This window comes from Rhodanobacter sp. FDAARGOS 1247 (assembly GCF_016889805.1).
Lineage (GTDB): Bacteria > Pseudomonadota > Gammaproteobacteria > Xanthomonadales > Rhodanobacteraceae > Rhodanobacter.
Genome location: NZ_CP069535.1, coordinates 2,608,598 through 2,625,614, shown reverse-complemented (window position 1 = coordinate 2,625,614; position 17,017 = coordinate 2,608,598). Strand labels below are relative to the sequence as shown.

Below are 17,017 nucleotides of genomic sequence, written 5' to 3'. Positions count from 1 at the left end.
TCCCCACGGTGTCTGGCGGCGATCCTCTCCCCGGGATCGCCGTTTTTTTGAGCAACATGGCAAGGTCCGGTTTGCGAGGAGCAATGAACATGCAACTGAAGCACTCCAGAAATTCATCCGCGCTTGCGCTGAGGCTGCTCGCCGGCATTCCGCTGGCGGTGTTCTCGATGAGCATGGGCGGGTGCACGCGCGCATCGGACGCGCAGTCGTCCACGCCGGCGTCGGCCGCGACATCGGCCGTCGCGCAGCCAGTCGAGCTGAAGCTGCAACGGGTGGTGATGCTGATGCGCCACGGCGTCAGGCCGCCGACCAAGCAGCAGGTCACACCGGCCGGCACCAACCCGTCGCCGTGGCCGCAATGGGACGTCGACTTCGGCGAGCTGACCGGGCACGGCCGCGACGCGGTGCGCCTGCTCGGCCAGTGGGATCGCATCAACTGGGCCGCCCGCGGCCTGCTGCCGGCCACCGGCTGTCCGGCGAACGGAGACGTCGAGGTCGCCGCCAGCGCGAAGTCGCGCACCCAGGCCACCGCACGGGCGCTGGTCGAAGGCATGGCTCCCGATTGCGGCATCAACGTCGCGTTCCCGGCCGACAAGCGCGACGACGTGGAATTCCATCCGCTGGATACGCGGGCGGTGGCGATCGATGCCGATGCCGCGCTGAAGGCCGTGCAGGCGCTGATGCCCGCCGGTGGCATGGCGGCGGAAGTGCAGGCGCAGGCGCCGTTGTTCGCCCTGCTCAACCAGGCGATGGGCTGCGCGCCCGCCGCAGCTTGCGACATCTCGAAGATGCCGGCCGGGCTGGAGCACAAGGACGGTGATCGCCCCGGCGTGGGCAATCCGTTCGGCGTCGCCTCCACCGCCAGCCAGACCTTCCTGCTCGAATACCTCGAAGGGAAGCCGATGAAGGACGTCGCCTGGGGGCACCTCACCCGTGAGCAGATTTCCACCCTGCTGAAATTCCACGCGCTGAAATTCCGCTACGAAGGCCGCGCGCCCTACGTGGCGGCCCGCGCCGCCACGCCATTGGCCGCACGCATGCTGGCGGCGGTGGAGCACGGCGCGAAGCTGACGGTGCTGGTGGGGCACGACACCAACATTGCCGACCTGGGCGGCATGCTCGACCTGCACTGGCAGGTGCCCAGCTATCCCAGCGACGATCCGCCGCCGGGCGGCGCGATCGGTTTCGAGGTGCTGGCCGATCCGTCGGGCGCGCAGTTCGTCCGTGCGTTCTACCGCTCGCAGACGATGGACCAGGTGCGCGAGCTGCAGAAGCTCGACGCCGGCAATCCGGCCTCGTACCAGTACATCCCGATTCCGGGGTGCGCGGAGCGCTGCCCGCTGGCGGATTTCGAGAAGATCGTGAAGGACAAGCTGGTCCCGGTGCTGCGCCGCCCCGTGCTGCCCTGATCAAGACCGCCTGGAACATGATGGCGGCGACCGTGATGGTCGCCGCCATCGCTTCATTCAGAGCCTGACCGGCGCGCCCGAGCGTACCGATTCACTGGCCGCCTCGGCCAGCGCCAGCGCCGCCACGCCGTCGGCATAGCCGACCGCGGCACGCGTGCCGTCCAGCATGTCGGCGAAGTGCTCCATCTCGCTGCGATAGGCCTCGGCGTAGCGGTCGAGAAAGAAATTCTGCAGGCGGTCGCTGGCGACGCCGGCCTCGGTGCAGACCTGGGTGGTGCTCTCCAGCACGTTGTCCGCCCGCACCATGCCGCCGGAGGCGAAGGCCTCGATGCGCTGGTCGTAGCCGAAACCGCTGCGGCGGCTGTTGGAGATCACGCAGAGCCTGCCCGAGGCGGTTTTCAGCAGCGTGCGCGCGGTGTCCACGTCGCCCAGTTCGCCGATCACCGGGTCGACCAGGCAACTGCCGGCGGCATAGACCTGGACCGGTTCCTCGCCGAGCAGCCAGCGGGCCATGTCGAAGTCGTGGATCGCCATGTCCTTGAACAGGCCGCCGGACACGGCGACGTAGGACGGCGGCGGCGGCGCGGGATCGTTCGAGGTGATCTGCAGGCTTTCGATCGTGCCGATCCGGCCGCTGTCCAGGCGCGCCTTCAATGCCCGGAAGTTCGGATCGAAACGCCGGTTGAAGGCCAGCAGCAGGTTGGCGCCGGACAGCTTCGCCGCCGCGCCGCGGGCGCGGGCCAGGTCCTGGTCGATGGGTTTCTCGCAGAAGATCGCCTTGCCGGCGGCGGCAGCGCGCACGCAGTAGTCCAGGTGGGTGTCGGTGGAGCTGGCGATGATCACGCCGCGGACCGATGCATCGGCCAGCGCGGCGTCGAGGGTGGTGACCGGGGCATTCCACTCCGCGGCAAGCGCCTGCGCCGACGCGTCGATCGCGTCGATCACGCCGGCCAGTTCGATGCGTGGATGCAGGGCGGCGTTGCGGGCATGGATGCGACCGATGCGGCCGGCTCCGACTATGACGACTTTGTGCATGATCGTGTCTCGCTCAGAGGGTGAAGACTTGTTCGTGCTGCGCGGACCATGCGCAGGCCTCGGCCAGGATCAGCGCGGCCACGCCGTCGGCATAATCGGTGCGCGAAACGGCACGGCCGTGCACCACGTCGGCGAAGTGGTCGATCTGGGCGCGATAGGCCTCGCGGTAGCGCTCGGCGAAGGCGGGCATGATCGGCGCACCGCAGCTGCCGGCCTCGGTCAGCGTGTGCACGGTGTCCTGCGCCACGTTGTCGGCGCGGATCATGCCGGTCGAGCCGAACGCCTCGATGCGCTGGTCGTAACCGTAACCGCTGCGGCGCGTGTTGGAGATCACGCACAGCCGGCCGCTGGCGGTCTTCAGCACGCAGCGGGCGGTGTCGACGTCGCCCTGGCGGCCGATCTCCGGGTCGACCAGGCAACTGGCGCTGGCGAACACTTCGACCGGCTCCTCGCCCATCAGCCAGCGCGCCATGTCCAGGTCGTGGATGGTGAAGTCCTTGAACAGGCCGCCGCTGGTGGGAATGAAGCCCGCCGGCGGCGAGGCCGGGTCGTGGTTGACCAGGTGCAGGGTTTCCAACCGGCCGATCGCGCCCGCGTCCAGCTGCTGCTTCAGTCGCGCAAACTGCGGATCGAAGCGCCGGTTGAAGCCGAGCAGGAAGCGGGCGCCGGCGAAGCGCGACTGCGCCGCCCGCACCTTTTCCAGATCCAGATCGATCGGCTTCTCGCAGAACACCGCCTTGCCCGCCTCGACCGCCGCCAGCGCGTGGCCCAGGTGCTGGTCGGTCGAGCTGCAGATCAGCACGCCGCCGATCGAGGGATCGGCCAGCGCCTGTTCCAGGCTGACCATGCTGGCGCCGTGCAGGGCGGCGAAGCCCGCGGCCTCGACGCGGGGATCCACCACGTACTTCAGGCGCAGGCCCGGGTGACGGGCGGCATTGGGCCCGTGCACCTGGCCCATGCGGCCCGCGCCGATCAAGACAACGTCGATTCTGTCCAAGAGTAGACTCCCCCGAGCTGAGTTGCCGAAAAAAATAGAACTGATATTCTGTTTTTGAGTGTAATAGAATTTCTGGAAAGTTGCGCCATATTTCAACAAAGGCCGGTGTTGCGCGTGCAGCCCGGCGAAACACGAAGGAAAGCCCCATGGTCGAAATGGACGTGCCGCCCGCCAGCGCCGAAGAACTGCGCTCCGCCATCCTCGATCGCTACGAATCGCTCAGCAAACGCCTGCAGCAGATCGCCCGCTACGTGCTCGACGAACCCAACGCGGTGGCGCTGGAAACGCTGGCCGTGCTGGCCGAGCGCTGCAGCGTGCAGCCGTCGGCGATCGTGCGCTTCGCCAAGTCGTTCGGCTTCGAGGGCGCCAGCCAGATGCAGCGGCTGTTCCGTGACGGCCTGCTGTCGGGCAACGCCGCGCTGGGTTACGGCGAGCGCGTGCGGCAGTTCAGCCAGAACGTCGACGGCAAGTCGGTGGGCGACCCGGTGCAGGTGCTGGCCGAGTTCGTCGAGGGCAACGTGCTGGCCCTGCACAACCTCGCCGACGCGGTGGGCCGCAAGAACCTGGCGGCCGCGGTGAAACTGATCGAGGAGGCCGACACCGTCTACGTGGCCGGCTTCCGCCGTTCCTTCCCGGTCGCCGCCTACCTGGCCTACTCGCTGCACCAGGTGGACAAGAAGACCGTCTTCATCGACAGCATCGGCGGCATGACCCGCCAGCAGATCCACGCGATCACCCGCCGCGACCTGCTGATCGCGGTGAGCTACCACCCGTATGCGGAAGAGGCGGTGCAGATGATCGATGCCGCTGCGGAGAACCACTGCAAGGTGCTGTCGATCAGCGACAGCCTGGTCAGCCCGGTGGCCAAGCCCGCCACCGTGGTGCTGCAGGTGCGCGAGGCCGAAGTGCGCAAGTTCCGCTCGCTGTCCGCTTCCATGTGCCTGGCCCAGGCGCTGGTGATCTCCTACGCCTTCGCCAGCAGCACGCCCCGGCGCAACAGTTCGCGGCTGCCGTCTTCCAGGTCCGCCAAGAAATGAAACATCTGTTGCTAAAAAATAGAAAATAGAATATATATTACGTGCATCCGGAGCGGTGGGCGCCGGAGACCCGTGAGAGAAGTGCATATGGAAGGGGCAAAGCGTCAGCTTGACCTTGTAACCATCGGACGATCCTGCATCGACTTGTACGGCGAGCAGACCGGTGGTCGCCTGGAGGACATGACCTCTTTCGCGAAGTACATCGGCGGCAGTCCGACCAACACCGCCGTCGGCGCCTCGCGACTCGGCTTGCGCAGCGCCCTGGTCACCCGCGTGGGCGCCGATCATTTCGGCCGCTTCATCCACGAGCAGCTGCGGCGCGAAGGCGTCTGCGTCGATGGCTTGGTCACCGACCGCGAGCGGCTCACCGCGCTGGTCTTCCTGGGCATCCGCGACCCGGACACGTTCCCGCTGATCTTCTATCGCGAGAACTGCGCCGACATGGCGCTGGGCGTATCGGACATCGACGTGGAGCTGGTGCAGTCCGCGCGCTCCGTGCTGATCAACGGCACGCACCTGTCGCGGCCGAACGTGTTCGACGCCTCCGTGCACGCCTGCGAACTGGCCCGCGCCGCCGGCGCCAGGGTGGTGTTCGACATCGATTACCGGCCCGTGCTGTGGGGGCTGACCGGCAGGGACATGGGCGAGAACCGCTTCGTCGCCGACGCCGAAGTCACCGCGCGGCTGCAGCAGGTGCTGCCGCTGTGCGACCTGATCGTGGGCACCGAGGAGGAGATCCACATCCTCGGCGGCAGCACCGACACCATCGCCGCGCTGCGGGCGATCCGCGCGCGCAGCGACGCGTTGCTGGTGTGCAAGCGCGGCGCGCTGGGTTGCTCGGCGTTCCCCGCCGCGATCCCCGACCGCCTCGACGACGGCGTGGTCGGCCGCGGTTTCCAGGTCGAGGTATTCAACGTGCTGGGCGCCGGCGATGCATTCATGGCCGGCTTCCTGCGCGGCTGGCTGCGCGACGAGCCGTTGTCGACGTGTTGCGAATACGCCAACGCCTGCGGCGCCATCGTGGTCTCGCGCCACGGCTGCGCGCCCGCGATGCCGACCTGGGACGAACTGCAGGCATTCCTCGGTGGCGGCGAACGACCGTTCCGGCTGCGCGACGATGCCGCGCTGGAACAGCTGCACTGGGCGACCACGCGGGCCCGCGTGCACGAGGACCTCACCGTGCTGGCGGTCGATCATCGCAGCCAGTTCGAGGACATCTGCCGCGAGACCGGGGCGGACCCGGCCCGCATCCCCGCGTTCAAGGCGCTGGTGTTGCAGGCGGTCGACCGGCTGGCGCGTGGCGACGACCGTTTCGGCGTGTTGCTGGATGGCCGCTACGGCATGCGCGCGCTGGAAGCCGCCGCCGATCGTCCGTACTGGATCGGCCGTCCGATCGAGCTGCCCGGTTCGCGCCCGCTGGTGTTCGAAAGCTCCGCCGACGTGGCCACCGAGCTGGCCACCTGGCCGTACAACCACGTGGTGAAGTGCCTGGTGTTCTATCACCCGGACGACCCGCGCGAGTTGTGCGAACAGCAGGAACGCCAGCTGCTGCGCCTGCAGGACGCCTGCCGCAAGACCCGCCACGAGCTGCTGCTGGAAGTGATCGCCTCGCGCCATGGACCGGTCGACCAGTACACCGCGGCGCGGGCGATCCAGTGTCTCTATGATCGGGGCATGAAACCGGACTGGTGGAAACTCGAACCGGCCGCCGACGGCGCCACCTGGGGCCATATCGAGCGCGCCATTCGACGCAACGATCCGCTTTGCCACGGCGTCCTGCTGCTGGGTCTGCAGGCGCCCAGCGAAGTGCTCGCCGATTCGTTCCGCAGCGCCGCGGCCAGTCCCATCGTCAAGGGCTTCGCGGTGGGGCGCACGATTTTCGCGGATGCCGCGGCACGCTGGTTGTCCGGCAGCTTCGATGACGAGGCGGCGATCGCCGATCTCTGCGCGCGCTTCGCCGTGCTGGTCGAAGCGTGGCGCGAGGCCCGCGCAGCGGCTCTGGCCTGCCGCAGCGAGGCGGTGTGAGATGGCCATCGTGCGACTGACCGCAGCACAGGCAACGGTACGCTGGCTGGCGGCGCAATACGTGATCGTCGACGGCGAGGAAGTGCCGTACTTCGCCGGCGCCTGGGCGATCTTCGGCCATGGCAACGTGGCCGGTTTCGGCGAGGCGCTGCACGCCGTGCGCGACACGTTTCCCACTTGGCGCGCGCACAACGAGCAGGGCATGGCCCACGCCGCGATCGCGTACGCGAAACAGATGCGTCGCCGCCGCGCGATGGTCTGCACCAGCTCGATCGGCCCGGGCGCCACCAACATGGTCACCGCGGCGGCGCTGGCCCACGTCAACCGCCTGCCGGTGCTGCTGCTGCCCGGCGACGTGTTCGCCAGCCACCAGCCCGATCCGGTGCTGCAGCAGGTCGAGGACTTCGCTGACGCCACGGTCACGGCCAACGACTGCTTCCGTCCGGTGTCGCGCCATTTCGAGCGGATCACCCGGCCCGAACAGATCATCGACGCGCTGCCCAAGGCGCTCGCCACGATGCTCGACCCGGCCAGCTGCGGCCCGGCCACCATCGCGTTCTGCCAGGACGTGCAGGCCGAGGCGTTCGACTATCCCGAAACATTCTTCGCGCGACGCTTGTGGCGAGAGCGCCGGCCCGGTGCCGACCCCGCCGGATTCGCGGCGCTGGTGAGCGCGCTGAAGGCGGCGCGGCATCCGCTGCTGATCGCCGGTGGCGGCGTGTTGTACAGCGGCGCCGAAACGGCGCTGGCCGCCCTGGTCGAAGCCACCGGCCTGGCCGTGGCCGAGACCCAGGCCGGCAAGGGCGCGTTGCCGTGGAATCATTCCTGCTCGCTCGGCTCGATCGGCGTCACCGGATCGAGCGCGGCGAACGCGGCGGCCGCGCGTGCCGATCTCGTCGTCGGCATCGGCACGCGGCTGGCGGATTTCACCACCGGCTCGCGCAGCCTGTTCGAGCAGGCGCGGAAGTTCCAGATCAACGTGCAGCCGTTCGATGCGCACAAGCACGATGCACAGGCCGTGCTCGGCGATGCACGCACGGTGCTGCAGGCATTGTCCGCGGAGCTGGCCGGCTGGCGCGCGCCCGCCATCGATGCGGGCGAGGTGCGGGCGTGGAATGCGGCCGTCGATGCGGCCACCGCCGGCGCCGCCGCACAGGTCCTGCCCAGCGATGCCCAGGTGATCGGCGCGGTGCAGCGCAGCGTGGACGAGAACGCCATCGTGGTGTGCGCGGCCGGCGGCCTGCCGGGCGAATTGCACAAGCTGTGGCGCACCGTGCGCAGCGACGGCTACCACGTCGAGTACGGCTATTCGTGCATGGGCTACGAGATCGCCGGCGGCCTCGGCGTGAAGATGGCGGCGCCCGGTCGCGAGGTGGTGGTGATGGTCGGCGACGGCAGCTACCTGATGATGAATTCCGAACTGGCCAGCTCGGTGATGCTGGGCCGCAAGCTGATCGTGGTGCTGCTGGACAACCGGGGCTACGGCTGCATCAACCGCCTGCAGCACGCCACTGGCGGCGCCGGCTTCAACAACCTGCTGGCCGATGCCGCGCACGACGTGCTGCCGTCGATCGACTTCGCCGCCCACGCGGCGAGCCTGGGCGCGCTGTCCGAACACGTCGCGACGCTGGGCGAACTGGAAGCCGCGCTGGTGCGTGCACGCGCCGCCACGCGCAGCTACGTGGTGGTGATCGACACCGATCCGCTGAAGAGCACCGAAGCCGGTGGCTGGTGGTGGGACGTGGCGGTCCCGGAAGTTTCCGAACGCCCTGAAGTCGAGGCCGCGCGGCGCGCCTACGAGCAGGGCATCCGACAGAAGAAGGATTTGTCATGAGCATCCGTTTCGGCGTCAGCCCGATCGCCTGGGCCAACGACGACATGCCCGAGCTGGGCGGCGACACGCCGCTGGAAAGCATCCTGCGCGACATCCAGGAGCTGGGCTTCGAAGGCGTCGAGCTGGGCGGCAAGTTCCCGCGCCAGGCGGCCGCGCTGAAGCCGCTGCTGGCGCGCTACCAGCTCGACCTGATCGGCGGCTGGTACAGCGGCTCGCTGCTGACGCAGTCCGCCCACGACGAGATCGTGGCGCTGCAGCCGCATCTGGAACTGCTCAAGGCGATGGGCAGCACGGTGTTCGTGTTCGCCGAAACCAGCAATGCGATCCATGGCCAGCGCGACCAGGCCATGCAGGACACGCCGCAACTCGGCCCGGACGAGTGGGCCGTGTTCGGCCAGCGCCTGACCGAGGTGGCCGATTACATCCAGGCCCAGGGCATCCGCTTCGCCTACCACCATCACCTGGGCACCGTGGTCGAGCGCGCGTCGGACCTGCAGGCCTTCCTGCGCCACACCGGCGCATCGGTGGGGCTGACCCTGGACACCGGCCACGCCGCGCTGGGCGGCATCGACGCGTTGCAGCTGATCGCCGAGCACCCTGCGCGCATCGCCCACGTGCATTGCAAGGACGTGCGCCGCGAGGTGTTCGACGAACTGCGCGCAGCCGGGTCGAGTTTCCTCGACGGCGTGCTGGCCGGCATGTTCACCGTGCCCGGCGACGGCGGCCTGGATTACGCGGCGCTGATGGCTGCACTGGCGAAGATCCGTTACAGCGGCTGGATCGTGATCGAGGCCGAGCAGGACCCGGCCCTGGCCGATCCGCGCACCTACGCCCAACTCGGCCTCGGCACGCTGCGGGAGCGCGCCGCCGCCGCGGGGTTGCAGTGATGGCCGGCCTGCGCGTCCGCCCCCATGCGCCCGACGCCACGGGTACCGTGTTGGAGGTGACTCCGGCCAGCGCCGGCTGGAAACATGTCGGCTTCCGCCTGGTGAAACTGGCGGCCGGTGAGCGGTTCGCCGGCGGCGAGGCCGGCCGCGAGGCCTGCCTGGTGATCGTTGCCGGCATGGCCGACGTTGATGCGGGCGGACTGCACTTCGCGCACGTCGGTGGTCGCAGCAACCCGTTCGAGGATCGCGCGCCCGGTGCCGTCTACGTGCCCGCGGGCGTCGCCTATGAAGTCGTCGCCAGCGGCCCGATCGAATTGGCCGTCTGTACCGCGCCCGGCACGGCGCAGGGCGAACCGCGGCTGATCGCCGAGTCCGCGATGAGCCGCGAAGTGCGCGGCGCGGGCACCAACACCCGCCACGTGCGCAACATCCTGCCGCAGACCGAGCCGGCCGACAGCCTGCTGGTGGTGGAAGTGATCACGCCCGGCGGGCACTGGTCCAGCTACCCGCCGCACAAGCACGACACCGCCGAGGCGGGCGCGGAAACCGCGCTGGAGGAAACCTACTACCACCGGCTCAACCCGCCGCAGGGCTTCGCCTTCCAGCGCGTCTACACCGACGACCGCTCGCTCGATGAAACCGTCTGCGTGGAAGACGGCGACGTGGTGATGGTGCCGCGCGGCTACCACCCGGTCGGCACGGCGCACGGCTACGACCTGTACTACCTCAACGTGATGGCGGGCCCGCATCGCCAATGGATTTTCCGCAACGACCCGGCCCACGACTGGATCGCGCGGCGTCCGCCCGGCTAACCCCGGTTTCCACACGCGGGCACCAAAGGCGGGCCGGAGGGGCGGGTCTCCTTCCCCCGCTGCCGGCGGGGGAAGCGAAAGATTCCAGACCTCACGGGGGAACGGTCATCGGGCCGGCCATCCGGCGCCCACCAGAAAACATCATCCAGGAGTGAGTCATGCGCAACATCGAACATTTCATCGGCGGCCAGACCGTCGTCGGCACCTCCGGTCGCCACAGCGACGTCTTCGATCCGAACAGCGGCCAGGTGCAGGCGAAGGTGTCGCTGGCCAACGCCGCGGAGCTTGATCGCGCGGTGCGCAACGCCGCCGAGGCGCAGCCGGCGTGGGCCGCGGTGAATCCGCAGCGCCGCGCGCGGGTGATGTTCGAGTTCGTGCGCCTGCTCAACGCGCACAAGCAGGAGCTGGCCGAGCTGCTGGCCAGCGAGCACGGCAAGGTGGTGTCCGATGCGCACGGCGACGTGCTGCGCGGACTGGAGGTGATCGAGTTCGCCTGTGGCATCCCGCACCTGCTGAAGGGCGAGTACACCCAGGGCGCCGGCCCGCGGATAGACGTCTATTCGGCGATGCAGCCGCTAGGCGTGGTGGCCGGCGTCACGCCGTTCAACTTCCCCGCGATGATCCCGATGTGGATGTTCGGCCCGGCGATCGCCACCGGCAACGCATTCATCCTCAAGCCGTCCGAACGCGACCCGTCGGTGCCGGTGCGGCTGGCCGAGCTGATGATCGAGGCCGGCCTGCCGCCTGGCATCCTCAACGTGGTGCACGGCGACAAGGAGATCGTCGACGCGATCGTGGCGCATCCGACGATCAAGGCGGTCAGCTTCGTCGGCTCGTCCGACGTGGCGCAATCGGTGTACGCGGCCGGCGCGGCCCACGGCAAGCGCGTGCAGTGCATGGGCGGCGCCAAGAACCACGGCATCGTGCTGCCGGATGCGGACCTCGACCAGGTCGTCGCCGACCTGATGGGCGCCGCCTACGGTTCGGCCGGCGAACGCTGCATGGCGCTGCCGGTGGTGGTGCCGGTGGGCGAGGCGACCGCCGAGGCGCTGCGCGCGAAACTGCTGCCGGCGATCGCCGCGCTGCAGGTGGGCGTCTCCGGCAATCCCGATGCGCACTACGGCCCGGTGGTGTCGGCGGCGCACAAGGCGCGGATCGAGGGCTATATCCAGCTCGGCGTGGACGAGGGCGCGGAACTGGTGGTCGACGGCCGCGGCCTCAAGGTGCCCGGCCACGAGGGCGGCTTCTTCCTCGCGCCCACGCTGTTCGATCACGTGAAGCCCACGATGAAGACCTACCAGGACGAAATCTTCGGCCCGGTGCTGCAGATCGTGCGTGCGCACAGCTTCGAGGAAGCGCTGGCGCTGCCGTCGCAGCATCCCTACGGCAACGGCGTCAGCATCTTCACCCGCAGCGGCGACGCGGCGCGCGAGTTCGCCGACCGCGTCGAGGTGGGCATGGTCGGCATCAACGTGCCGATCCCGGTGCCGGTGGCGTACCACAGCTTCGGCGGCTGGAAGCGCTCGGGCTTCGCCGACCTCAACCAGTACGGCATGGACGGCGTGCGCTTCTACACCCGCACCAAGACGGTGACCCAGCGCTGGCCCAGGGGCGGCGAAGCGATCGAACAGAGCTTCGTGATCCCGACCTTGTGACGGCGTGACACGAACGATCCTTCCTCCGCGCAGCGGGGGAAGCAAGGCGTTTCGGTGTATATGGAATAATTCTTCCAATTTGTTCAAATATGAAATAGTCTGATTGCAACGAGGCCGGTGCCTGCTGCGCCGGCCGCTGAGGGGGGAGTCCGATGGCGCGTGGATGGCTGGCGTTTTTCGCAACCGGAGCTGACCAGCCCGAGATCACCGACAGGGACGTCATCGACCGGCAATATCGCAAGCATCGCCTGCGCGTGATGCTTGCGATAACGCTGGGCTACGGCCTGATCTACACCTGCCGCCTGGCGCTCGGGGTGGTCAAGAAACCGATCATCGACGCCGGCATCTTTACTCCCGCCGAACTGGGCATGATCGGTTCGGCACTTTTTTATACCTACGCGATCGGCAAGCTCACCAACGGCTTCCTCGCCGATCACGCGAACATGAAGCGCTTCCTGGCCTTCGCCTTCCTCACCACGGCGGTGTGCAACCTGGCGATGGGCTTCGTCACCACGGTGTGGCTGGCGGTGATCCTGTGGGGGCTCAACGGCTGGTTCCAGAGCTTCGGCGCGCCGGGCGGCGTGGTGGCGATGACGGCGTGGTTTTCCAACCGCGAGCGCGGGCGCACCTACGGCATCTGGAGCACCGCGCACTCGATCGGCGAAGGCCTGACCTTTCTCGTGGTCGGCGCCACCGTGGCCACCTTCGGCTGGCGCTTCGGTTTCTGGGGGCCGGGCATGATCGGCGTGGCCACCGCGATCGGCGCCTATCTGCTGCTGCAGGATCGCCCACCCACCCTGGGCCTGCCCGCGGTCAACGACTGGAAGAACGACAACTTCGGCGAGGCGTCGAAACCGAAGATCGCCTCGGTGCTGAAGCTGCAGCTGTCGATCCTGAAGATGCCCGCGATCTGGGTGCTGTGCCTGGCCTCGGCCACCACCTACGTGACGCGCTACGCGATCAATTCCTGGGGCGTGCTGTACCTGCAGGAGATCCACGGTTACTCGCTGACCATGGCCGGCACCCTGCTGATGATCAGCACCCTGGCCGGCATGGCTGGTGCCATCGCGTTCGGCTTCATTTCCGACAAGCTGTTCGACGCGCACCGCCCGCCGGTGAACCTGATCTTCGCGCTGCTGGAACTGGCTGGCCTGCTGCTGTTCTTCTATGGCCCCAATCACCTGTGGTCGCTGATCATCGCGATGGTGCTGTTCGGCATGGGCCTGACCGGCCTGGTCACCTCGCTGGGCGGCTTGTTCGCGGTGGACATCGCGCCCAAGCGCGTGGCCGGCGCGGCGATGGGCGTGATCGGCATCTGCAGCTACATCGGCGCCGGCGTGCAGGAGCAGGTGTCCGGCACGCTGATCCAGCACGGCATGACCTTGGTCGATGGCGTGCGCCACTACAATTTCGGCCCGGCGATCGCGTTCTGGATCGGCTCGTCGGTGCTCTCCATGCTGCTGGCGCTGAGCCTGTGGCGCACACGACGCAGGGACTGAAACCATGTTGCGCGCTTCCCCCGAACTCAAGGCGATGATCAAGGCCGCCCAGGTAGCCGGCGACGGCCTGCTGCAGCGCTTCGGCCAGCTCGGGGAACTGGTGGCGCGCACCAAGTCCGGCCCGGCCGACCTGGTCTCGATCGCCGACGAGGAAGCCGAGCGCAGCACCCGCGAAATCCTCGGCAAGGCGCAGCCATCGTTCGGCTTCATCGGCGAAGAGGGCGGCACCACCGGCGGCAGCGACGATGCGCAGAGCTGGATCGTCGACCCGCTGGACGGCACCACCAACTTCCTGTTCGGCACGCCGCTGTGGGGCGTCAACATCGCGCTCGCGCGCGAGGGCGAGGTGGTGGCCGGCGTGACCTGGTTGCCGGTGTTGCGGGAAATGTTCGTGGCGGCGAAAGGCGAGGGTGCCTGGCTCAACAGCGAGCCGATCCGCGTCTCCATCCGCAACCGCCTGGTCGACAGCGTGCTCGGCTGCGGCATCCCGTTCGCCGGCAAGCCCGATCACCCGGTGTTCGCCCGCGAGATGGCGCTGCTGTCCGGCGAAGTCGCCGGCATCCGTCGCACCGGCGCGTGCTCGGTCGACATGGCCTACGTCGCGGCCGGACGCTGGGACGCCTACTGGGAACGCTCGCTGTGTGCCTGGGACATGGCGCCGGGCATCATCCTGGTGCGCGAAGCCGGCGGCGTGGCCAGCTCGGTCACCGGTGGCCCGGTGGACGTGCATGGCGGCAATGTCTGCGTGTCCAACGGGCACATCCAGGCTGCGCTGGTGGAACGACTCAATCGGGCGCTGGAGACATCGTCAACGCAGTGAGCAAGGCGCAATGCTCAGGGTTCGATCCGGGGACGAGCGGGAAAGAGGCTTTAGCAGGCGTGACCCCGTTTCCGCCGTTCTCATGGAGGGCCATGCGCCTCTATACGGCCGTCGTAACCACAACTGATCCAGCGGCCCGGCCCGGTGCAGAGCACGTCAGTGGCGAAGTTGGTGTGGGCGGCGACGACGGTGCATTGCCGTGTACGAAGATCCCATCGTCGAACGAACCTGTCTTCACCGCACGTGAGCAACATGTGTTCGCTTTCGAAGCGCACTCGCCGGACTGGTCCGTCGTGCGCGGTAAAGCTCCCCAGGCGCTCCAGCTCCTGCCCCGCACCCAGCAGGTGCACGGTGCCCTTGACGTCGCCCGCTGCCAGCATCGCGACGTCGCGCGTTACGAGGCTTGCCATTGCTCTGAGGGGATACCCCGGATTCGCTGCCGCCATCGCGCAGCGGTCCACAGAACGCCAGAGCCTGATCAGGCCGTCTTCCGAAGCGGTCGCGAAATCGCCGTCCCGCAAGGGCGCTATGGCCCAGACCCAGGAGTCGTGAGCACGCCAGGTTTCCGCTGTGCCAGTGGTCAGGTTCCAGACTGCAAGTTTCCCGCTGGCGTCTCCAGTGACGAGTCGCTCGCGATCCAGCCGGGCAGCCGACAACACGGCCGAATCGGAGGTGCCGACTATCGTGGAGGCGCCCGTTGCCAGACTCCACTGCCTGATCGTGCGATCGCGCGAATGGGAAACGAGTTGGCCAGGTGCCATCTCGACGAGACCGAGCACCGATTGTGTGTGACCGTCCAGCGTTCCCAGCGGGGCGCCCTCGTCATCCCACAGCCTGATGGTGGAGTCGCGACCACCGCTGGCTATCCCGAAGTCGCGTAACGCGGCAAGTGCCCAGACATAGCCGCGATGGCCCGGCTGGAATGCTCCATCAGGCTCGGCGGGATGCTCCGGCCGGTACATCAGGTCGCTACGCATGACGTACTTCACGCCTGTATGCACGCGAGCGCCTGCGTGCCACAACGAGTGGGAAAACAGGATCAGGCTGCCCTTGCGTGGGCGCAGCGGGACGGGGTCCCGACCCTCCATGGCTGAGGAACGGCCTTCAAAGAACAAGGTGTCGCCGCCCGTGAATGTGTCGTCGTTGAGATAGACCATGAAGGTCAGGCGCGACTGGCTGCACGAACGATGGTGAACGCCGTCCTGGTGCGCACGGAACTGTGTGCCCGGACGATAGCGGCAGAACCGCAGGCGTTCATTGACGCCGGTGATGGTCCAGCCGGCCTCGCTCATGATGCCCGCCATTTCTGCAGAGCGGGCCGCACCCCCGAGCAGGCGTTCGAACAGCTGGGCAGCCAGGCCTGGGTCATCAGCCACCAGTCGGTCATTGTCACGATAGGAGGGTGGGTAGTCCGGTCCCGCACCCGTGAACCCACGCTGTTCCGTTGCCTGTATAAGCGCGTCGCATTCATGCGCCGAAAGAAACCCATGGACCAGCACGCATGGCTCCCCGGGGCCAAGCGGGAACTCCACTGCCGCAGGAAAAGGCGCCTCCATCGCATCCAGCAGGTCGGTCCACACATCCATGCTGCTCTCCATATTTGGTCACTCAACCAATAATGCGTGACGTTAGGCGTGGATTCGTCCGCTGTCAATGCTAAACTGGTTGTGCGACCAAATTTGGAGAGTTGAATGGGACGGCGACCGAACAGTGACGAGCGACGCGCGCAGATCGTTTCAGCACTTCAGATGGTGATGGCCCGGTCGGGTTATGCGGGCGCGACGGTGGCGGAGGTTGCCCGGCACGCTGGCCTGGCGCCGGGGTTGATTCACTATCACTTTCGCGACAAGCGGGAGATCCTGGTCGCGCTGGTCGATGCGCTTGCCGGCTATGCGCAAGATCGTTACGAATCCCGGGCGAGGGCGTGCGGGACGGCCTGGCAAAAACTGGATGCCTATATCGCCGCGTACCTTGCCTACGGCGCCGACGCGCAACCCGATGCGGTTGCCGCATGGGTCATGGTAGGGGAGCAGGCCGCGCACGATGCGGACGTGCGGGAGGTATACCAAGCCGCGCTCGGCGCACAGATGAAGGTGTTGAAGTCGATCCTTCGGAAGGTGTTCGCCGAACGGGGACGCCGGGCCAGGCGGCTCGATCATCTCGTGGCGGCGGTGAGCGCGTTTATCCAGGGCGCATTCACCCTCTCGACCACGGCCCGTCCCTTGCTGCCGGCGGGTTTCGCCGCCCCCATGCTGACCCTGTGGCTGCAACGCTACATGGATGCCGAGGACGAGCGATGAGCCCGTCCGCCGAAGGGAATGTTCCGGTGTCGCCGGGCGGGTTCGTCGAGTTCGCCGCGTGGCAAAACGTCTGGGACCAGCTTGGCGTGGCTGAGGCGCCTCGAGCGCTCCACGCGGAACTCATCAGGCGCTATTCCGAGCCGCACCGGGCGTATCACACACTCCGGCACCTGACGGAGTGTCTCGAACTGCGCCAACGGTTCCGCACGCCGTGCTCCAGGCCGGCTGAGGTCGAGCTGGCCCTGTGGTTCCACGATGCCATCTACGAGCCGACGCGACACGACAATGAGGAGCGCAGTGCGAAATGGCTTGACGAGGTCGCGCACGACTGCGGCCTTGGCGATGAGACTCGGCGACGGCTTCGGGATCTTGTGATGGTCACCCGGCACGATGCAGCTCCCATGTCTCTCGACCAGGCTGTGCTCGTCGATACCGACCTGGCCATCCTCGGCGCTCCCCCCGGACGGTTCGACGAATACGACCATCAGATTCGACAGGAGTACCAACATGTGCCTGCGTTTCTCTACCGGCGAAAGCGAAGGCAGGTGTTGCAGGGCTTTCTCGACCGCGATCGCATCTATGCCACCGCGCCTTGCTTCGAAGCGTTCGAGCGGCAAGCCCGAGTGAATCTCCTGCGCGCAATCGATCTTCTGACCTGAGGTTTGTCTTGGCCATGCCGTAGGCAAGGATGGGCGGCTCGGTGCCCT

Annotated in this window: 14 protein-coding genes; 11 read left to right on the top strand and 3 right to left on the bottom strand. The window is 67.7% G+C overall.

Translation table 11 applies throughout. The features are described from left to right. Positions 1 to 89 precede the first annotated feature (89 nt). Positions 90 to 1,409: a histidine-type phosphatase gene (locus I6J77_RS12105; protein ID WP_204109188.1), complete on the top strand. Its 1,320-nt coding sequence runs from the start codon at positions 90 to 92 to the stop codon at positions 1,407 to 1,409. A gap of 57 nt (positions 1,410 to 1,466) precedes the next feature. On the opposite strand, the gene iolG (I6J77_RS12100) is transcribed toward I6J77_RS12105, so the two are convergent. Both iolG (I6J77_RS12100) and iolG (I6J77_RS12095) read right to left on the bottom strand, forming a co-directional pair. Then, on the bottom strand, positions 1,467 to 2,444 hold the full coding sequence (gene iolG / locus I6J77_RS12100; protein ID WP_204109187.1) for an inositol 2-dehydrogenase: 978 nt from the start codon (positions 2,442 to 2,444) through the stop codon (positions 1,467 to 1,469). 13 nt (positions 2,445 to 2,457) lie between these two features. Then, entirely contained in the window at positions 2,458 to 3,441 is a 984-nt protein-coding gene (gene iolG / locus I6J77_RS12095; protein ID WP_204109186.1) for an inositol 2-dehydrogenase, read from the bottom strand. Positions 3,442 to 3,587: 146 nt separating this feature from the next. Between iolG (I6J77_RS12095) and I6J77_RS12090 the strand changes: the two genes are divergently transcribed. The 8 genes from I6J77_RS12090 (at position 3,588) to I6J77_RS12055 (ending at position 14,010) form a co-directional block, all read left to right on the top strand. Next, positions 3,588 to 4,478, top strand: a complete 891-nt coding sequence (locus I6J77_RS12090; RefSeq protein ID WP_056716346.1) for a MurR/RpiR family transcriptional regulator — start codon at positions 3,588 to 3,590, stop codon at positions 4,476 to 4,478. Positions 4,479 to 4,565: 87 nt separating this feature from the next. Continuing rightward, positions 4,566 to 6,503 carry a 5-dehydro-2-deoxygluconokinase gene (gene iolC, locus I6J77_RS12085; RefSeq protein ID WP_204109185.1) on the top strand — a complete coding sequence of 646 codons (1,938 nt, stop codon included), beginning with the start codon at positions 4,566 to 4,568 and terminating at the stop codon, positions 6,501 to 6,503. Position 6,504: 1 nt separating this feature from the next. Further along, positions 6,505 to 8,337, top strand: a complete 1,833-nt coding sequence (gene iolD / locus I6J77_RS12080) for a 3D-(3,5/4)-trihydroxycyclohexane-1,2-dione acylhydrolase (decyclizing) (RefSeq protein ID WP_204109184.1) — start codon at positions 6,505 to 6,507, stop codon at positions 8,335 to 8,337. Further along, positions 8,334 to 9,224 (top strand): myo-inosose-2 dehydratase, encoded by an 891-nt coding sequence (gene iolE / locus I6J77_RS12075; protein ID WP_204109183.1) that lies wholly within the window; start codon positions 8,334 to 8,336, stop codon positions 9,222 to 9,224. The genes iolD and iolE overlap by 4 nt, the downstream gene beginning before the upstream one ends. After that, positions 9,224 to 10,036: a 5-deoxy-glucuronate isomerase gene (gene iolB / locus I6J77_RS12070; protein WP_204109182.1), complete on the top strand. Its 813-nt coding sequence runs from the start codon at positions 9,224 to 9,226 to the stop codon at positions 10,034 to 10,036. Before iolE ends, iolB begins: the two co-directional genes overlap by 1 nt. Positions 10,037 to 10,194: 158 nt before the next feature. After that, a complete protein-coding gene (locus I6J77_RS12065; RefSeq protein ID WP_204109181.1) occupies positions 10,195 to 11,691 on the top strand; it encodes a CoA-acylating methylmalonate-semialdehyde dehydrogenase in 1,497 nt (498 codons plus the stop codon). Positions 11,692 to 11,843: 152 nt separating this feature from the next. Then, on the top strand, positions 11,844 to 13,190 hold the full coding sequence (locus I6J77_RS12060; protein ID WP_204109180.1) for an MFS transporter: 1,347 nt from the start codon (positions 11,844 to 11,846) through the stop codon (positions 13,188 to 13,190). A gap of 4 nt (positions 13,191 to 13,194) precedes the next feature. Then, entirely contained in the window at positions 13,195 to 14,010 is an 816-nt protein-coding gene (locus I6J77_RS12055; RefSeq protein WP_204109179.1) for an inositol monophosphatase family protein, read from the top strand. A gap of 80 nt (positions 14,011 to 14,090) precedes the next feature. Here I6J77_RS12055 and I6J77_RS12050 read toward each other — a convergent pair whose 3' ends face one another. Beyond that, positions 14,091 to 15,596, bottom strand: a complete 1,506-nt coding sequence (locus tag I6J77_RS12050; protein ID WP_204109178.1) for a 2OG-Fe(II) oxygenase — start codon at positions 15,594 to 15,596, stop codon at positions 14,091 to 14,093. Positions 15,597 to 15,701: 105 nt separating this feature from the next. On the opposite strand from I6J77_RS12050, the gene I6J77_RS12045 reads away from it, so the two are divergent. Together I6J77_RS12045 and I6J77_RS12040 are read left to right on the top strand one after the other, a co-directional pair. Further along, the gene (locus tag I6J77_RS12045; protein ID WP_204109177.1) at positions 15,702 to 16,310 is read left to right on the top strand and encodes a TetR/AcrR family transcriptional regulator; all 609 of its coding nucleotides are present in this window, start codon (positions 15,702 to 15,704) and stop codon (positions 16,308 to 16,310) included. Beyond that, positions 16,307 to 16,969, top strand: coding sequence for an N-methyl-D-aspartate receptor NMDAR2C subunit (locus I6J77_RS12040; protein WP_204109176.1), 663 nt, complete (start codon positions 16,307 to 16,309; stop codon positions 16,967 to 16,969). The genes I6J77_RS12045 and I6J77_RS12040 overlap by 4 nt, the downstream gene beginning before the upstream one ends. Positions 16,970 to 17,017 lie beyond the last annotated feature (48 nt).